Origin of the sequence: Pontibacterium sp., assembly GCF_964228735.1 — a bacterium.
Lineage (GTDB): Bacteria > Pseudomonadota > Gammaproteobacteria > Pseudomonadales > Balneatricaceae > Pontibacterium.
Genome location: NZ_CAXRBQ010000081.1, coordinates 1 through 16,269 on the forward strand (window position 1 = coordinate 1; position 16,269 = coordinate 16,269).

Consider the following 16,269-nt stretch of genomic DNA (forward strand, 5'->3'; position numbering starts at 1 on the left):
GGTACTGATCTTGGAAAGTTCGCCGGCGTATTTCTGGTTATTGTCCGCCTCTTCAGAGGAGTTGCGAGACAGGCCTGCAGCTTCGGTGACCGCGTTGCTAATCTCCGCAGTGCTGCTGGTCTGCTCTTCGGTGGCAGCAGCGATCAGGGAACTCATGTTGTGGACGTTCTCGATAGAGGCGCGTACCGACTCGATGGTCTTCTGGGCAGCCTGTGCGGATTCAACGGTGTTCTCTGCCGCTTTAAGCTGTTTGCTCATGCGTGCAGTCGTCGTCGCGGTGGCTTGGTTGAGCTTGTCGGTGATCTGCTTGATCTCTACGGCAGAGTTGTTGGTGCGAGACGCCAGGTTACGGACCTCGTCGGCCACAACTGCAAAGCCGCGGCCTGCTTCACCGGCGCGGGCAGCCTCGATGGCCGCGTTAAGTGCCAGCAGGTTGGTTTGCTCGGCAAAGCCCTGGATCACTTCGAGTGCGCTTTCAATCTCGCGGGCGTCCTCTTTAAGTAGCTCTAGTGCCTTAGCGGTTTCCTCAACCTCCTGGCTCAACTCGTTGATGCTGTCGCTGGTTTTTACCATATAGTCCGCACTCTCGTTTGCCAGAGATTGGGCGTCGGAGGTGGCGTGACTGGTTTGTGCCGCGTTCTCAGCCACCTGATGGTAGGAGCTTTCCAGTTGGGTCATCTGTACAACAACCCGTTCGGTGGTCTCCTGCTGCTTGGATACGATCGACTCGAGGTGCGTTGCGCCCCGGGTAATCTGATTCTCCAGTGAGCTCAGGTGCTGCGTCTCTTTACGGATCTGGGCGATCAGGTGGTTAAAGTAGCTGTGCAGCGCATTTACCGATCCGTTCAGGCTCTGTACCTCGGAGATGTTGCTTTGGAGGGCAAACTCGCTGCTCAAGTCACCCTTAGACAGCTTATCTATATAAGTAGCAGTGTCGGTCAGGATGCGTGACAGGCGGTGCTTCAGCATGGTCATCAGCAGGCCGGTCAGAATGATCAATGCCACGCAGATTGCCAGCAGTACATATACATCACGCTGGATGGCTGCGTAATGTTGGTTGACCTGCTCGGCGTAACGGGCCAGCTCCTGCTCAAGGTCATTCAGCAGCAGTTGCGTGGAGCGTTCTGCGGTTGTTTTCTGGCTGATAAATTTCTGTGCGTTTTGCAGCTCTTTAGGGTAACGCTTAATCAGGGAGTTGATTTCGTCGATGATAGCGTCGCCTTTGTCTTCGCGATCGTCTTCTTCATCATTTTTTTCCCAACCCATCAGTGAGGCCAGGTCGTCTCCGTCGTCGGCGCTCTCAGAATAAACACCCAGGCGAGGAAGTGCTCTTAAGGCCTCTGCATTATCACTTAGCTGTTTGTGGTAGTGATTCAGAGTCGCAAGAGTGTCGGCGTTGTCGTCAGTAAAGTAGTTCTGTCGGGTGTGACCCATGGAAACAAGCGCCTGCTGCAACTTGGTGACTAGCTGCAGGTATTGCCTGCGCAGGGCCGAGTCTGCATGTGTAGCTGACTCGGTATATTCGACGGCGCGATTCAGTTCGCCCATCACCTCGCGTTCGTTATTGATCAGCAACGCTTGAGGGTCGGCAAGCTTGCCAGCAGCACGTAGCTCGGACAGCGTGGTTGTGCTGATCTGCTCAAGCATGGCAATGGTGTTATTGCGCATCTGCTCAGGCAGGTTGCTGCTCTGGGTGGTTTGTTCGATAACCGTATTAATGTTGTCGCTGATGGTGGTCAGCAAGGTGGCGTCGCCGCTCAACAGATAGGTGTGGATTGGTTTGCCAATCAGTTCCTGAATCTGGTTTTGATAGTCTTGGTGGTAAGTACTTGCAGAGAAGGCACTATCCAGTCGGTTCAATGACCAGATAACGGAGCCGCTCAGAAAGATAACAATTAGCAGTAGGGCCGCAGTCGCCAGGCGAGTGAGCTGTGAAATTTTCATTTGTCCCTCAATTAATGCAGCGCTGATCAAACGCTTAGGCAGATACGTTTGGGGGCTGTATCGGCATATCCCTAAATATTGTAGTGATCACTCCATTACGGTTTTGTTACGAAATCTAAAGCCCGTATTTTTCCGCATAAGATTGGCCGTCAGTATGAGAGCTGTGCGTGGACAGCGGGGTAGGGATCGACTAGAATACGGCCGTTTTAGCTGAAAGAAATCGGCTGATTCGGGAGTAATCTAAGGAAAGCGAGGTTAACGTTGGTTTTGCCTCGCTTTTTTGCACGTATAGTATTCATCTGTCTAGTTTTTATCGCGCAGTGCGGGGGGAGGTTAAATTGTCGAGACCAGCCATTTTGGCCCTTGAGGACGGCAGCATTTTCAAGGGGGTGGCGATTGGCGCTGACGGTCAGTCGAGCGGTGAGGTGGTATTTAACACTTCCATGACCGGATATCAGGAGATTCTGACTGATCCGTCCTATTGCCGCCAGATTGTTACGCTGACTTATCCACATATTGGTAACGTGGGTGCTAACAAAGAGGATGAAGAGTCCTCCAAGACTTGGGTTTCCGGTCTTGTAATTCGTGACCTGCCGCTGGTAGCGAGCAACTTCCGTAGTGAAAAGTCTCTGGATGAATATCTGAAAGAGAACAACATTGTTGGTATCGCTGATATCGACACCCGTCGCCTGACACGCATTCTGCGTGAAAAAGGTTCCCTCAACGGCTGCATCATGGCCGGCGAAATCGACGAAGAGAAAGCACTGGCTGACGCTAAAGCCTTCCCGGGTCTGAAGGGTATGGATCTGGCGAAAGAAGTGACTGTGTCTGAAGCCTACGAATGGCGCTCTTCTACCTGGGAGCTGGGTAAAGGCCACGTAGAGAAAACAGATGAAGAATTGCCACATCACGTTGTTGCTTACGACTTCGGTGTAAAGAGCAACATCCTGCGTATGCTGGTTGAGCGCGGTTGCCGACTGACCGTTGTACCAGCCCAGACCCCTGCAGCGGATGTGCTGGCGCTGAATCCGGACGGCGTGTTCCTGTCCAACGGCCCTGGTGATCCGGAGCCATGTGACTACGCAATCTCTGCGATCCAGGAAATCTGCAAAACAGATCTGCCGATCTTCGGTATCTGTCTGGGTCACCAGTTGCTGGCGTTGGCATCTGGCGCACAGACCGAGAAGATGAAGTTCGGTCACCACGGTGCTAACCACCCGGTACAGGATCTGGATTCCAAGCATGTGATGATCACCAGCCAGAACCACGGTTTTGCTGTTGCTGAAGACACTATGCCAGACACACTGCGTGCAACCCACAAGTCTCTGTTTGATGGTTCCCTGCAAGGTATCGAGCGGACTGATCGCCCGGCTTTCAGCTTCCAGGGTCACCCTGAAGCAAGCCCGGGGCCACACGATGTGGCACCTCTGTTCGACAAATTTATCGAGCAGATCGAAGCGCGTAAAAACGCGTAAGCAAATTTAGACAGAACGTTCAGTCAATTGATACGACCGGTATAAACGATGCCAAAACGTACGGACATAAAAAGTATTTTGATTCTTGGCGCTGGCCCGATTGTAATCGGCCAGGCCTGTGAGTTTGACTATTCCGGTGCCCAGGCATGTAAGGCACTGCGTGAAGAGGGTTACCGTGTAATCCTGGTAAACTCCAACCCAGCGACCATCATGACCGACCCGGCGATGGCCGACTCCACCTACATCGAGCCGATCAACTGGAAAACAGTTGCGAAGATCATCGAGAAAGAGCGTCCGGATGCGCTGCTGCCTACCATGGGTGGTCAGACTGCACTGAACTGTGCGCTGGATCTGGATCGCGAAGGTGTGCTGAAAGAGTTTGGCGTTGAGATGATCGGCGCAACTCAGGACGCTATCGATAAAGCGGAAGACCGTGATCGCTTCGACAAAGCGATGAAGAAGATCGGTCTGGAGTGTCCACGTGCTGCGATCGCTCATAGCATGGAAGAGGCGCTGCAGGTTCAGTCTCAGCTGGGCTTCCCTTGTATCATCCGTCCATCCTTCACCATGGGTGGTACTGGTGGTGGTATCGCGTACAACAAAGAAGAGTTCATCGAGATCTGTGAGCGTGGTCTGGACCTGTCTCCGACCAACGAGCTGCTGATCGATGAATCTCTGATCGGTTGGAAAGAGTACGAGATGGAAGTTGTTCGTGACAAAAACGACAACTGCATCATCATCTGTTCCATCGAAAACTTCGATGCGATGGGTGTGCATACCGGTGATTCCATCACAGTGGCACCTGCACAGACCCTGACCGACAAAGAATACCAGCTGATGCGTAATGCATCTCTCGCGGTACTGCGTGAGATCGGCGTAGAAACCGGTGGTTCCAACGTACAGTTTGGTGTTAACCCGAAAGACGGCCGTATGGTTGTGATCGAGATGAACCCGCGTGTATCTCGTTCCTCCGCACTGGCGTCCAAGGCAACTGGTTTCCCAATCGCTAAAGTAGCGGCAAAACTGGCGGTAGGTTACACCCTGGACGAGTTGCAGAATGATATCACCGGCGGTGCAACTCCGGCGTCTTTCGAGCCGTCCATCGACTACGTTGTGACTAAGATTCCTCGTTTCACCTTCGAGAAATTCGAACAGGCTAACGATCGTCTGACGACTCAGATGAAGTCTGTGGGTGAAGTGATGGCGATCGGCCGTACTCAGCAGGAATCTCTGCAGAAAGCTCTGCGTGGCCTGGAAGTGGGTGCGACCGGTTTCGATCCGATTGTCGACCTGAACAGCGAAGATGCGCGCACTGACATCGTGCGTGAGATGAAACAGCCTGGCGACAAGCGTATCTGGTTCCTGGGTGACGCATTCCGTCTGGGTATGAGCGTGGAAGAGCTGTACGAGCTGTCCGGCATCGACCCATGGTTCCTGGTTCAGGTTGAAGACATCATCAAAGACGAGCAGCGTGTTGCTGAGATGGCGCTGTCCGATCTGGACGCTGACGCTATCTTCCGTCTGAAGCGCAAAGGTTTCTCCGATGCGCGTCTGGCGACCCTGCTGGGTGTGAGCGAGAAGCAGTTCCGCAAGCACCGTCAGAACCTGAACATCCGTCCGGTATTCAAGCGTGTTGATACCTGTGCGGCTGAGTTCTCGACCGATACTGCTTACATGTACTCCACCTATGAGGAAGAGTGTGAAGCGAACCCGTCTGACCGTGACAAGATCATGGTTATCGGTGGCGGTCCTAACCGTATCGGTCAGGGTATCGAGTTTGACTACTGCTGTGTACACGCAGCACTGGCGGCGCGTGCGGACGGTTACGAAACCATTATGGTTAACTGTAACCCTGAAACCGTATCCACCGATTACGACACCTCCGACCGTTTGTTCTTCGAGCCGATCACGCTGGAAGACGTGCTGGAAATCGTAAACGTTGAGAAGCCAAAGGGTGTCATCGTGCAGTACGGTGGTCAGACACCACTGAAACTGGCGGTAGCACTGGAGCAGGCAGGTGTGCCGATCATCGGTACCTCTCCGGAAGCGATCGACCGTGCGGAAGACCGTGAGCAGTTCCAGCAGATGCTGAAGCGCCTGGGTCTGAAGCAGCCGGAAAACGCGACTGTACGCTCCCTGGAAGAAGCGATCATCGAAGCCGACAAGCTGGGTTACCCGCTGGTTGTGCGTCCATCCTACGTACTGGGTGGTCGTGCGATGGAGATCGTATACAAAGAGGAAGAGCTGCGCCGCTACATGAACACAGCGGTACAGGTATCCAACGACGCACCGGTTCTGCTGGATCACTTCCTGAATGCAGCGGTTGAAGTGGATATCGATGCGGTATCCGACGGCAAGACCGTTGTGATCGGTGCGATCATGCAGCACATCGAGCAGGCGGGTGTTCACTCCGGTGACTCTGCATGTTCCCTGCCACCATACAGCCTGCCAGCGGACGTGCTGGACGAGATGCGCGATCAGGTGAAGAAGATGGCGCTGGAGCTGGGTGTTATCGGCCTGATGAACACGCAGTTGGCTTACCAGGACGGCGAGATCTACGTGATCGAGGTGAACCCTCGTGCATCCCGTACTGTACCGTTCGTATCCAAGTGTATCGGTGTTTCCCTGGCGAAGATCGGTGCGCAGGTGATGGCTGGTAAAACACTGGAAGAGCTGGGCTTCACTGAAGAGATCGTACCTGAACACTTCAACGTGAAAGAAGCGGTATTCCCGTTCAACAAATTCCAGGGCGTTGACCCGATCCTGTCTCCGGAGATGAAGTCTACCGGTGAGGTAATGGGTACCGGCGAAACCTTCGGCGAAGCGTTCATGAAGGCGCAGGTCGGCGCGGGTGAGAAGATGCCTAAGAAAGGTAAGGCATTTATCTCCGTTCGCGAGGTTGATAAGAAGGATGTAATTGCGGTAGCTTCTGATCTGGTTGAGCTGGGCTTCGAGCTGGTTGCAACCCGAGGCACTGCAGCGCTGCTGGAAGAGAATGGTCTGACGGTTGAGCGTGTGAACAAGGTGATGGAAGGTCGTCCTAACATCGTCGACATGCTGAAGAACGAAGAGATCGCATACGTAGTGAACACTACCGAAGGCCGTAAGGCGATTGCGGACTCTGCGGAAATTCGTCGCTCAGCGCTGCAGCACAAAGTACCTTACAGCACTACGCTGGCGGGTGCGGAGGCAACGACCCGTGCACTGCAGTATGGCGAAGAGAAGACCGTTCGTCGTCTGCAGGACATCCACGCAGGTGAGAGTGTATGAATAACCGAGTACCTATGACCGTTGGCGGCGAGAAAGCGCTGCGCGAAGAGCTGGATCAGCTGAAAACCGTAGACCGTCCACGTGTGATTGCGGATATCGCAGAAGCACGTGAGCACGGAGATCTGAAAGAGAACGCCGAGTATCACGCTGCGCGTGAGCAGCAGGGGTTTATTGAGGGTCGTATTCAGGAGCTGGAAGGCAAGCTGGCTAACTGTCAGGTTATCGATGTGACGTCTATTCCTCACAGCGGTAAGGTTATTTTTGGCACCACCGTCTCCATCATCAACATCGATAACGATAAAGAACAGCGTTATCAGATCGTGGGTGATGATGAGGCGGACATTAAAAACCGTAAGATCTCCGTAAACTCTCCGATCGCGCGTGCGCTGATTGGTAAAGAGGAAGGGGATGTCGTGGCTGTGAACACACCGAGCGGTGTGATCGAGTACGAAATCGACGAAGTGCTGCACGTTTGATGCAGCACAGCGCATAAAAAAGGCACCTTCGGGTGCCTTTTTTGTATCTGGAGGTTGCTGTGCTGATCAGCGTAGCAGGTTGGACAGGCGTGGATCCGGGTTTTCCGCCTTGCGGTACAGCAGGGCGATGTTGCCGATCTCCTGAACGATCACGGCTTCAACGATACCGGCCAGTTCCTTGATCATCTGCTTTTTCACGTCGCGATCGCCAACAGCGAATTTCACCTTGATCAACTCGTGATCTTCCAGAGCGCGGTCAACTTCCAGCTGAACGTTCTCTGTCAGGCCTTTGCCTGCCACGGTTACCAGCGGATTCAGGTTGTGACCAATGGTGCGATAATGCTTCTTTTGCTCGGGCGTCAAGCTCATACTAAAATACGTGCCTCAAAAATTAACGGTTCCGGTGATCCGAAACCTTCAATAATTTCTACAATATTACCTGAGATGGGTGTCTAAGAGTAGCAGATCCACTCAGGTAAACAGCGCGCAGAGGTCGGTAACAGGTGGCAAGATCTAAAAGTAGTGGTCGATGGATGCAGGAACATTTTGACGATCACTACGTCAAACAGTCCAAAGAACAGGGCTATCGCTCCCGCGCCAGCTTTAAGCTGCTGGAGCTGCACGAAAAAGACAAACTGTTCCGCCCGGGCATGACTGTTGTGGATCTGGGTGCCGCGCCGGGTGGATGGTCACAAGTGGCCGCACAGTTGGTGGGTGATACCGGTCGGGTTGTTGCCTCTGATATCCTGCCGATGGACTCTATGGCGGGTGTCGAGTTTGTGCAGGGTGACTTCACCGAGGAGGAAGTCCTGCACCGGATTTTGCAAGCGTTGGGTGATGAACCTGCCGACCTTGTAATTTCGGATATGGCCCCCAATATGAGTGGTATGAACAGTGTCGACCAGCCAGCTGCGATGTATCTGGTTGAGCTGGCCCTGGATATGGCGCGTCAGGTGCTCAAGCCTGGCGGTAACTTTGTCGCAAAAGTATTTCAGGGTGAAGGCTTTGACGAGTATATGCAGGACATGCGTCAAAGCTTCAATAAGGTCATTACACGCAAGCCTGATGCGTCACGCGCACGGTCGCGGGAAGTCTACCTGTATGGCAAAGGCTTTAAAGGTTGAGTAGCGGCCTGCTACAAGTGTTATAGTGTGTAGCGCGTTATTCCGATGCCTGGAGCATCGAAGATAAGCTGAGGATAATCCATTGAACGATATGGCAAAGAATCTGGTGCTGTGGCTAGTAATAGCAGCAGTGCTATTGACGGTCTTTAACAATTTTAACGAAGGGGTTGAAAGTAATCGCCTCAGCTATTCTGACTTCGTCACCGAGGTCCAGGATGGACGTGTATCCAAGGTTGTGATTGATGGATACACCATTGCCGGTGAGCGTACCAGCGGTGATCGCTTTGAGACAATCCGTCCTGCGCTGGAAGACCCGAAGCTGGTTGATGACCTGCTGCGCAACAACGTAATTATCGAAGGCAAACAGCCGGAACAGCAGAGCATCTGGTCTCAGCTGCTGGTAGCGTCCTTCCCGATCCTGGTGATTATCGCCGTATTTATGTTCTTCATGCGTCAGATGCAGGGCGGTGGCGGCGGCAAAGGCGGCCCGATGTCCTTTGGTAAGTCCAAGGCGCGTATGCTGGGTGAAGACCAGATCAAGACCACCTTCGACGACGTTGCGGGTGTTGAAGAGGCGAAAGAGGAAGTAAAAGAGCTGGTTGATTACCTGCGTGATCCTGGAAAGTTCCAGCGTCTGGGTGGTCACATTCCGCGTGGTGTACTGATGTCCGGTAACCCGGGTACCGGTAAAACCCTGCTGGCGAAGGCGATCGCCGGTGAGGCGAAGGTGCCGTTCTTTAGTATTTCCGGTTCTGATTTCGTAGAGATGTTCGTAGGTGTGGGTGCGTCCCGCGTACGTGACATGTTCGAACAGGCGAAGAAAAACGCACCATGCATCATCTTTATCGATGAGATCGATGCGGTGGGTCGTCACCGTGGTGTTGGCTTGGGTGGCGGTAACGACGAACGTGAGCAGACCCTCAACCAGTTGCTGGTAGAGATGGACGGTTTCGAAGGTACCGAGGGTATCATCGTCATCGCTGCAACCAACCGCCCGGACGTATTGGACCCTGCACTGCTGCGTCCAGGTCGTTTCGACCGTCAGGTACATGTGGGTCTGCCGGATATCCGTGGCCGTGAAAAGATTCTGAAAGTACATATGCGCAAAGTGCCGCTGGGCGACGATGTGAAACCTGAGCTGATTGCGCGTGGTACACCGGGCTTCTCCGGTGCTGACCTGGCAAACCTGGTGAACGAAGCCGCACTGTTTGCTGCCCGTGCCAGCAAGCGCACCGTAGGTATGGAGCAGTTCGAGAAAGCGAAAGACAAGATCATGATGGGTACCGAGCGTAAATCCATGGTGATGTCTTACGAAGAGCGTCTGAATACCGCCTACCACGAGTCTGGTCATGCGATTGTTGGTCGCCTGATGCCAGGCCATGATCCGGTATACAAAGTGTCTATCATTCCGCGTGGGCGTGCATTGGGTGTAACCATGTTCCTGCCGGAAGAGGATCGCTACAGCCACAGTCGCCAGACCATTATCTCCAATATCTGCTCCCTGTACGGTGGCCGAATTGCGGAAGAGATGACATTGGGTAAAGACGGTGTGACCACCGGCGCGGCGAATGATATTCAGCGCGCAACCTCCATGGCGCACAATATGGTCGCCAAATGGGGTCTGAGCGATGAGCTGGGACCGTTGTTGTATGACGACGAAGAGCAGGATCCGTTTAACCGTGGTTACGGCCAGCCGGCGAAAACTATCTCTGAAGAAACGCAGCATCGCATCGATAAAGAAGTGCGTCGTGTGATTGATGAGTGCTACGCCAAGTCGCAGCAGTTGCTGGAAGACAATCGCGATATCCTAGAGTCCATGACTCAGGCGTTGATGAAGTACGAGACCATCAGCAGTGAACAGATCGATGAGCTGATGGCGCGTGAGCCGGTATCTCCACCAGACGGCTGGGTGGATGAAGACGACAAGGGTAACGATGACTCTGGTGCGTCTGCACAGCGTGCTGAAGAACCGCGCAAGGAGTCTGGCCGGGATGATACCCAGGATGACTCCGGTGTTGATCCGGATATGCCGTCCCCGGACAATAACCTGCACTAAGCCAATCGTGTATCTACAAAGGCTGATCGATAGATCGGCCTTTTTTATATATCGATCTTCCTAGTATTTGATTGCGGAGCAAGTGAGTGAGCATTAGCCAGCTGGCGTGTGGACGCCATACTCTGGATTTGAGTCGTACCCAGGTGATGGGCATCCTGAACGTAACCCCTGACTCCTTTTCGGACGGCGGTAAGCTGTATGAAAGCAGTCAGCTGTCGCTGGATCAGGCGGTACGTCGCGCTGCGGCAATGGTGTCAGAGGGTGCGACTATCATTGATGTGGGCGGTGAATCGACCCGTCCGGGGGCAGCACCGGTGTCTCTGGAAGAGGAGATGGCGCGTGTCATCCCTGTGGTAGAGAGACTGAACAGTGAGCTTGATGTGGTGGTATCGGTGGATACCAGTTCACCGGAAGTGATCCGTGAAGCCGCTAAAGTGGGCGCAGGCCTGATCAACGATGTGCGTGCCCTGGGTAAGCCGGGGGCGCTGGAGGCGGCGGCTGCAACTGATCTACCCATCTGCCTGATGCATATGCAGGGCAGTCCCGCCACTATGCAGGATGCGCCGACCTACGATGATGTGCTGGACGATGTAGCGGCATTTCTGAAGCAGCGTGTGAAGGATTGTGAGGCGGTTGGTATTCAAAAAGAACGCCTTATCCTTGATCCAGGTTTTGGCTTTGGCAAAACCATCGAGCATAATTTAAGGCTGTTGAATAATCTGGATGCATTGCATGCGCTGGGACTGCCGTTGCTGATTGGTACCTCGCGCAAGTCAATGATTGATCATGTGTTGCACCGTCCGGTGGATCAGCGGTTGGCAGGCAGTCTGGCCACCGTTGCAATCTCGGTAATGCAGGGAGCGCAGATAATCCGTGTTCACGACGTGGCAGAAACAGTTGATGTTGTGCGTATGACAGAAGCAGTGCGCAACGAATCCATTGGAGAGGATTAAGTAGTAATGAGCAGACGTTATTTTGGTACTGACGGAATTCGTGGAAAAGTTGGTCAGTTCCCGGTTACTCCTGATTTTATGCTTAAGCTGGGCTGGGCCGCCGGTAAGGTGTTTGCCCGTGAAGGTCGCAGCAAAATTCTGATCGGTAAGGACACCCGTATCTCCGGTTATATGTTTGAGTCCGCGCTGGAGGCCGGTCTCTCTGCAGCAGGTGTTGATGTATTGCTGCTGGGGCCGATGCCAACGCCGGCCATCGCTTACCTGACCCGGACCTTCCATGCGAACGCGGGTATCGTAATCAGTGCGTCCCATAACCCGCACTACGACAACGGCATCAAGTTCTTCTCGGCGCAGGGTACCAAGTTGCCGGATGAGATCGAACAGGCGATCGAGGCGCAGTTGGACATCGCGATGACCACTGTTGACCCGGCGTTGCTGGGTAAGGCCAAGCGTATCGAAGATGCGCCAGGGCGTTACATCGAGTTCTGTAAAGCCAGTGCCGGTGGTATCGATCTGAAAGGTATGAAGATTGCGCTGGATTGTGCCAACGGTGCGACCTATCACGTATCTCCTAAGGTATTTACCGAGCTGGGTGCAGAAGTGATTGAGGTGGCGTCTTCGCCGGACGGTCTGAACATCAACGACGAGTGTGGTGCAACCTCAACCGAGCGTTTGCAGAAAGTTGTGGTGGCTGAAGAGGCTGACCTGGGTATCGCGCTGGACGGTGACGGCGACCGTGTGATCATGGTGGATGGCGCCGGTGAAGAGGTGGACGGTGATGAGTTGTTGTTCATTATCGCTACCCACCTGAAAGAGCTGGGCGAATTCGAAGGTGGCGTGGTTGGCACATTAATGTCCAACTTCGGTCTGGAGCAGGCGTTCAAGCGTGCGGACATTCCATTTGTGCGTGCCAAGGTGGGAGACCGCTATGTGATGGAACAGTTGGCTGCGCATAACTGGTTGCTGGGGGGCGAATCCTCGGGTCATCTTGTATGCCGCCATCTGACAACCACCGGTGACGGTACCGTATCTGCACTGCAGGTACTGCGTGCGATGGCCGACAGCGGAAAGAGCCTGCATGAGCTGAAGCTGGGTATGAGCAAGATGCCGCAGACCATGATCAACGTGCGTATGCAGAAAAAAGTGGATGTGACCGGTGTTGAAGCGGTACGTGAAGCTGTGGCTGCAACGGAAGCAACGCTGGGCTCGCGTGGTCGCGTGTTGCTGCGTCCATCCGGTACCGAGCCGGTGGTGCGTGTGATGATCGAAGGCGAGGATGCCGCCGAGGTCAAGGAACTCTGTCAGGCGCTGGCAGCAGAAGTAGAAAATGCATTGCAGGCGCTTGAAACTTCAGAGTAACGCAGTTACTATTTGCGCCTCTTTCGATAGGGGGTCTCGATGCGTACAGCCATTGTCGCCGGAAACTGGAAAATGAACGGTAACAGTGAGTCCATCAATGAACTGATGGGAGCACTGGTTGATAACCTTCAGGGTCTTGATGCAGTTGAGACACTGGTATGTCCCCCGGCTGTATACCTGTCTCAGGTAAAAGGTCTGATTGGTGACGCGTCTGTTGCGCTGGGCGCACAGAATGCCAGTCAGTTCGAAAGTGGCGCATTTACCGGTGAAAATGCACCGGGCATGCTTGTTGATCTGGGATGTCAGTACGTCATTCTGGGTCACTCCGAGCGACGCGCAATCTTCGGTGAAAAAGACGCGGATATCGCAGCGAAATTTGCAGCAGCGATTGAAGCGGGCCTGACGCCAATTCTGTGCGTTGGTGAAACACTGGAAGAGCGTGAATCCGGTAACACCATGAATGTTGTAGGCGGTCAGCTGAAAGCTGTGCTGGATGCATGTGGTGTTGAGTCTTTCGCCAAAGCGGTCATCGCATATGAGCCGGTTTGGGCGATTGGTACCGGTAAGACAGCAACCCCAGAGCAGGCGCAGGAAGTACATCAGGCTGTGCGTGCCATTGTTGCTGAATACAACGCAGAGGTCGCTGCGGGTGTTAGAATTTTGTACGGTGGAAGTGTAAACGCGGCAAATGCAGCCGAACTGTTTGCTAACGCCGACGTGGATGGTGGCCTGGTTGGCGGCGCATCCTTAAAAGCAAATGACTTTATCGCAATCTGTCGCGCCGCGGCAGAAGCGTAACGAAACGGTTGATAGATGGAAACACTGGTACTGATTGTTCATGTCTTGCTGGCTGCCGGTATTATCGCTCTGGTATTGCTGCAGCAGGGTAAGGGTGCAGAAGCCGGCGCGTCTTTCGGCGCAGGCGCTTCTCAGACTGTGTTTGGTAGTAGCGGTAGCACGTCTTTCCTGGCGCGCATCACCGGCCTGCTGGCAACCGGTTTGTTCATCACCAGTTTTATGCTGGCCGTTGTGGCTAAGGATAAAGCGAATGCAGTTGGCGATGCAGGTATCCCTGCCGCAGAACTGATCGAAAGCAGTGCAGCTGAGGCTGAGGAGCCAGAACTGCCAGCGCTGGAAGCTGAAAAAGCACCTGCGCCGGAGTCTGATATCCCAACAGCTGACTGATACCTAGTTTGCCCAAGTGGTGGAATTGGTAGACACGCTATCTTGAGGGGGTAGTGACCTACGGTCGTGCCGGTTCGAGTCCGGCCTTGGGCACCATGATCTTGAAAAAGGTCGCGGGTATATGTAGAATATGCCCAGTTTTTTGATGCGGGGTGGAGCAGTCTGGTAGCTCGTCGGGCTCATAACCCGAAGGTCGTTGGTTCAAATCCGGCCCCCGCTACCAATTCAAAAGACACGGTAACGGTAGTTCGACAGGCTTTCATCGGTCTGTTTGAGTAGGTCGATTCCGGCCCCGTCACCAACCTTATTCGTTTGAAAGGGGCCTAACAGGGCCTTTTTTTATACGCGAACCATAGTCACGGTACTGTGTGTTGGAGATGGGTCTATTTGACCCATTTTTTGTTTGTGCCGTAAGTGAGGTTATTCAGTGTCAGCAAAGCTGAAACAACTACAGGAGTTGATCGAACCGGGTGTGGTTGCACTGGGCGTTGAGCTCTGGGGAATTGAATACATTTCGCAGGGACGTCACAACACCCTGCGTATCTACATCGACTCCGAAAATGGCGTGGATGTGGATGATTGTGCCCGGGTAAGTCACCAGGTCAGCGGCGTGCTGGACGTGGAAGACCCGATTACCGGCCAATACACACTGGAAGTTTCGTCGCCGGGTATGGACCGCCCACTGTTTACTCTTGAACAATTCGCTGCCTATGCAGGTAGCCAGGTGCAGGTGCGCCTGCGTGTCGCTTTTGAAGGGCGTCGCAAGTTCAAGGGGCTGCTGAACGGTGTGGAAGGTGACGATGTTCTGGTGGTTGTGGATAACGAAGAATATCTGTTGCCGATCGACTATATCGATCGGGCGAACGTAATCCCTCAGTTCTAAGAGTGGTTTTGGGGTATCAGGCGAGGCAGAGGAATGAATAAAGAGATTCTGTTGGTAGCAGAAGCTGTATCTAACGAAAAAGATGTACCTAAAGAGGTGATCTTTGAGGCGATCGAATTCGCCTTGGCAGCTGCGACGAAAAAGCGTTACGACGAAGAAGCGGATATTCGTGTAGAGATCGACCGTGTAAGCGGCGACTACGACACCTTCCGTACATGGAAAGTAGTGAGCAACGAAGAAGTACCTGCACTGGGTACCGAGCTGACTATGGAAGAAGCGGAAGAGCTGGATACCAGCCTGCAGCCTGGTGATACCTACGAAGAGCAGGTTGAGTCCGTTAAGTTCGGCCGTATCGCTGCACAGACTGCTAAGCAGGTTATCGTGCAGAAGGTACGCGAAGCTGAGCGTGCAAAAATTGTTGAGTTGTACCGTGACCGTGTCGGTGAGCTGATCTCCGGCAGTGTCAAAAAAGTGACTCGCGATAACATTATTGTTGACCTGGGCAACAACGCGGAAGCTCTGCTGCCGCGTGATCAGCTGATTCAGCGCGAAGCGTTCCGCATGGGTGACCGTGTGCGCGCAATCCTGTCTGAAGTACGTGCTGAAGGTCGTGGTCCACAGTTGGTACTGAGCCGTACCTGCAACGAGATGCTGATCGAGCTGTTCCGCATCGAAGTGCCTGAGATCTCCGAAGAGGTGATCGAGATCCGTGCAGCGGCACGTGATCCTGGTTCCCGTGCGAAGATCGCGGTGAAAACCAACGACGGCCGTATCGATCCAGTTGGCGCATGTGTAGGTATGCGTGGTGCACGTGTACAGGCTGTATCCACCGAACTGGGTGGTGAGCGTGTAGACATCGTGCTGTGGGACGACAACCCGGCACAGCTGGTGATCAACGCAATGGCGCCTGCGGATGTGGCTTCCATCATCATCGATGAAGAAACCCACTCTATGGACGTTGCGGTTGCTGAGGAAGCACTGGCGATGGCGATCGGTCGTAGCGGTCAGAACGTGCGCCTGGCAGCTGAACTGACTGGCTGGCAGTTGAACGTGATGACCGAAGAGGAAGTTGCTGAGAAGCAGCAGAGCGAAACCGGATCCGTTCTGGAAACCTTTATCGAGCACCTGGACGTTGATGAAGACGTGGCAGAAGTACTGCTGGACGAAGGTTTCACCACACTGGAAGAAGTTGCCTACGTTCCAGTGGAAGAGATGCTTGAAATTGACGGCTTCGACGAAGATATCGTTGAAGAGCTGCGCACACGTGCCAAAGATGCGCTGCTGAACCTGGCGATTGCAAGCGAAGAGCAGTTGGACAAAGCAGAGCCTGCCGAAGACTTGCTGGAGATGGACGGTATGGACCGTCACCTGGCGTTCGTGCTGGCCGCTCGTGGCATCGTAACCATGGAAGACCTGGCTGAACAGGCGGTTGAAGATCTGCTGGATGTGGAAGGCCTGGACGAAGAGAAAGCTGCGGAATTAATTATGACAGCGCGTGCGCCTTGGTTTGAGGACCAGGACTAACACGGGCCGGCGGAATAGGA

13 protein-coding genes and 2 tRNA genes are annotated in these 16,269 nt (G+C 53.8%); 13 read left to right on the forward strand and 2 right to left on the reverse strand.

The window, feature by feature from the left end; all coding sequences use genetic code 11:
* Positions 1-1,944, reverse strand: a 1,944-nt coding sequence (locus ACEQ15_RS08705) for a methyl-accepting chemotaxis protein (protein ID WP_370278748.1), incomplete at its 3' end; no start/stop codon positions are given.
* Between the two features lie 338 nt (positions 1,945-2,282).
* On the opposite strand from ACEQ15_RS08705, the gene carA reads away from it, so the two are divergent.
* Genes carA through greA form a run of 3 tightly spaced genes read left to right on the forward strand, consistent with a single transcriptional unit; the run spans position 2,283 to position 7,165 of the window.
* On the forward strand, positions 2,283-3,419 hold the full coding sequence (carA, locus tag ACEQ15_RS08710) for a glutamine-hydrolyzing carbamoyl-phosphate synthase small subunit (protein ID WP_370278750.1): 1,137 nt from the start codon (positions 2,283-2,285) through the stop codon (positions 3,417-3,419).
* 48 nt (positions 3,420-3,467) lie between these two features.
* Complete coding sequence (gene carB, locus ACEQ15_RS08715; protein ID WP_370278751.1) at positions 3,468-6,689, forward strand: carbamoyl-phosphate synthase large subunit; 3,222 nt, start codon at positions 3,468-3,470, stop codon at positions 6,687-6,689.
* Positions 6,686-7,165, forward strand: coding sequence for a transcription elongation factor GreA (gene greA / locus ACEQ15_RS08720; RefSeq protein ID WP_370278752.1), 480 nt, complete (start codon positions 6,686-6,688; stop codon positions 7,163-7,165). The genes carB and greA overlap by 4 nt, the downstream gene beginning before the upstream one ends.
* Before the next feature lie 66 nt (positions 7,166-7,231).
* Here the strand turns inward: greA and ACEQ15_RS08725 are convergent, their stop codons facing one another.
* Positions 7,232-7,534 carry a YhbY family RNA-binding protein gene (locus ACEQ15_RS08725; protein ID WP_282354805.1) on the reverse strand — a complete coding sequence of 101 codons (303 nt, stop codon included), beginning with the start codon at positions 7,532-7,534 and terminating at the stop codon, positions 7,232-7,234.
* Between the two features lie 134 nt (positions 7,535-7,668).
* Here ACEQ15_RS08725 and rlmE point away from each other — a divergent pair, with 134 nt between their 5' ends.
* The 10 genes from rlmE to nusA all read left to right on the forward strand — a co-directional run bounded on the left by rlmE (position 7,669) and on the right by nusA (position 16,249).
* Positions 7,669-8,289: a 23S rRNA (uridine(2552)-2'-O)-methyltransferase RlmE gene (gene rlmE, locus ACEQ15_RS08730; RefSeq protein WP_282354802.1), complete on the forward strand. Its 621-nt coding sequence runs from the start codon at positions 7,669-7,671 to the stop codon at positions 8,287-8,289.
* Positions 8,290-8,380: 91 nt separating this feature from the next.
* Entirely contained in the window at positions 8,381-10,345 is a 1,965-nt protein-coding gene (ftsH, locus tag ACEQ15_RS08735; RefSeq protein WP_370278773.1) for an ATP-dependent zinc metalloprotease FtsH, read from the forward strand.
* 146 nt (positions 10,346-10,491) lie between these two features.
* On the forward strand, positions 10,492-11,298 hold the full coding sequence (gene folP, locus ACEQ15_RS08740) for a dihydropteroate synthase (protein ID WP_370278774.1): 807 nt from the start codon (positions 10,492-10,494) through the stop codon (positions 11,296-11,298).
* A 6-nt stretch (positions 11,299-11,304) separates the two neighbouring features.
* A complete protein-coding gene (gene glmM, locus ACEQ15_RS08745) occupies positions 11,305-12,657 on the forward strand; it encodes a phosphoglucosamine mutase (RefSeq protein ID WP_370278755.1) in 1,353 nt (450 codons plus the stop codon).
* 39 nt (positions 12,658-12,696) lie between these two features.
* Positions 12,697-13,455, forward strand: a complete 759-nt coding sequence (gene tpiA, locus ACEQ15_RS08750; RefSeq protein ID WP_370278756.1) for a triose-phosphate isomerase — start codon at positions 12,697-12,699, stop codon at positions 13,453-13,455.
* Between the two features lie 15 nt (positions 13,456-13,470).
* Positions 13,471-13,842, forward strand: coding sequence for a preprotein translocase subunit SecG (gene secG, locus ACEQ15_RS08755; protein ID WP_370278757.1), 372 nt, complete (start codon positions 13,471-13,473; stop codon positions 13,840-13,842).
* A 10-nt stretch (positions 13,843-13,852) separates the two neighbouring features.
* A tRNA-Leu gene (locus tag ACEQ15_RS08760) sits at positions 13,853-13,938 on the forward strand.
* Between the two features lie 50 nt (positions 13,939-13,988).
* Positions 13,989-14,065, forward strand: a tRNA-Met gene (locus tag ACEQ15_RS08765).
* 204 nt (positions 14,066-14,269) lie between these two features.
* Entirely contained in the window at positions 14,270-14,725 is a 456-nt protein-coding gene (gene rimP / locus ACEQ15_RS08770) for a ribosome maturation factor RimP (protein ID WP_282354793.1), read from the forward strand.
* 33 nt (positions 14,726-14,758) lie between these two features.
* Positions 14,759-16,249 (forward strand): transcription termination factor NusA, encoded by a 1,491-nt coding sequence (gene nusA / locus ACEQ15_RS08775; RefSeq protein WP_370278758.1) that lies wholly within the window; start codon positions 14,759-14,761, stop codon positions 16,247-16,249.
* The last annotated feature ends 20 nt before the right edge of the window (positions 16,250-16,269 follow it).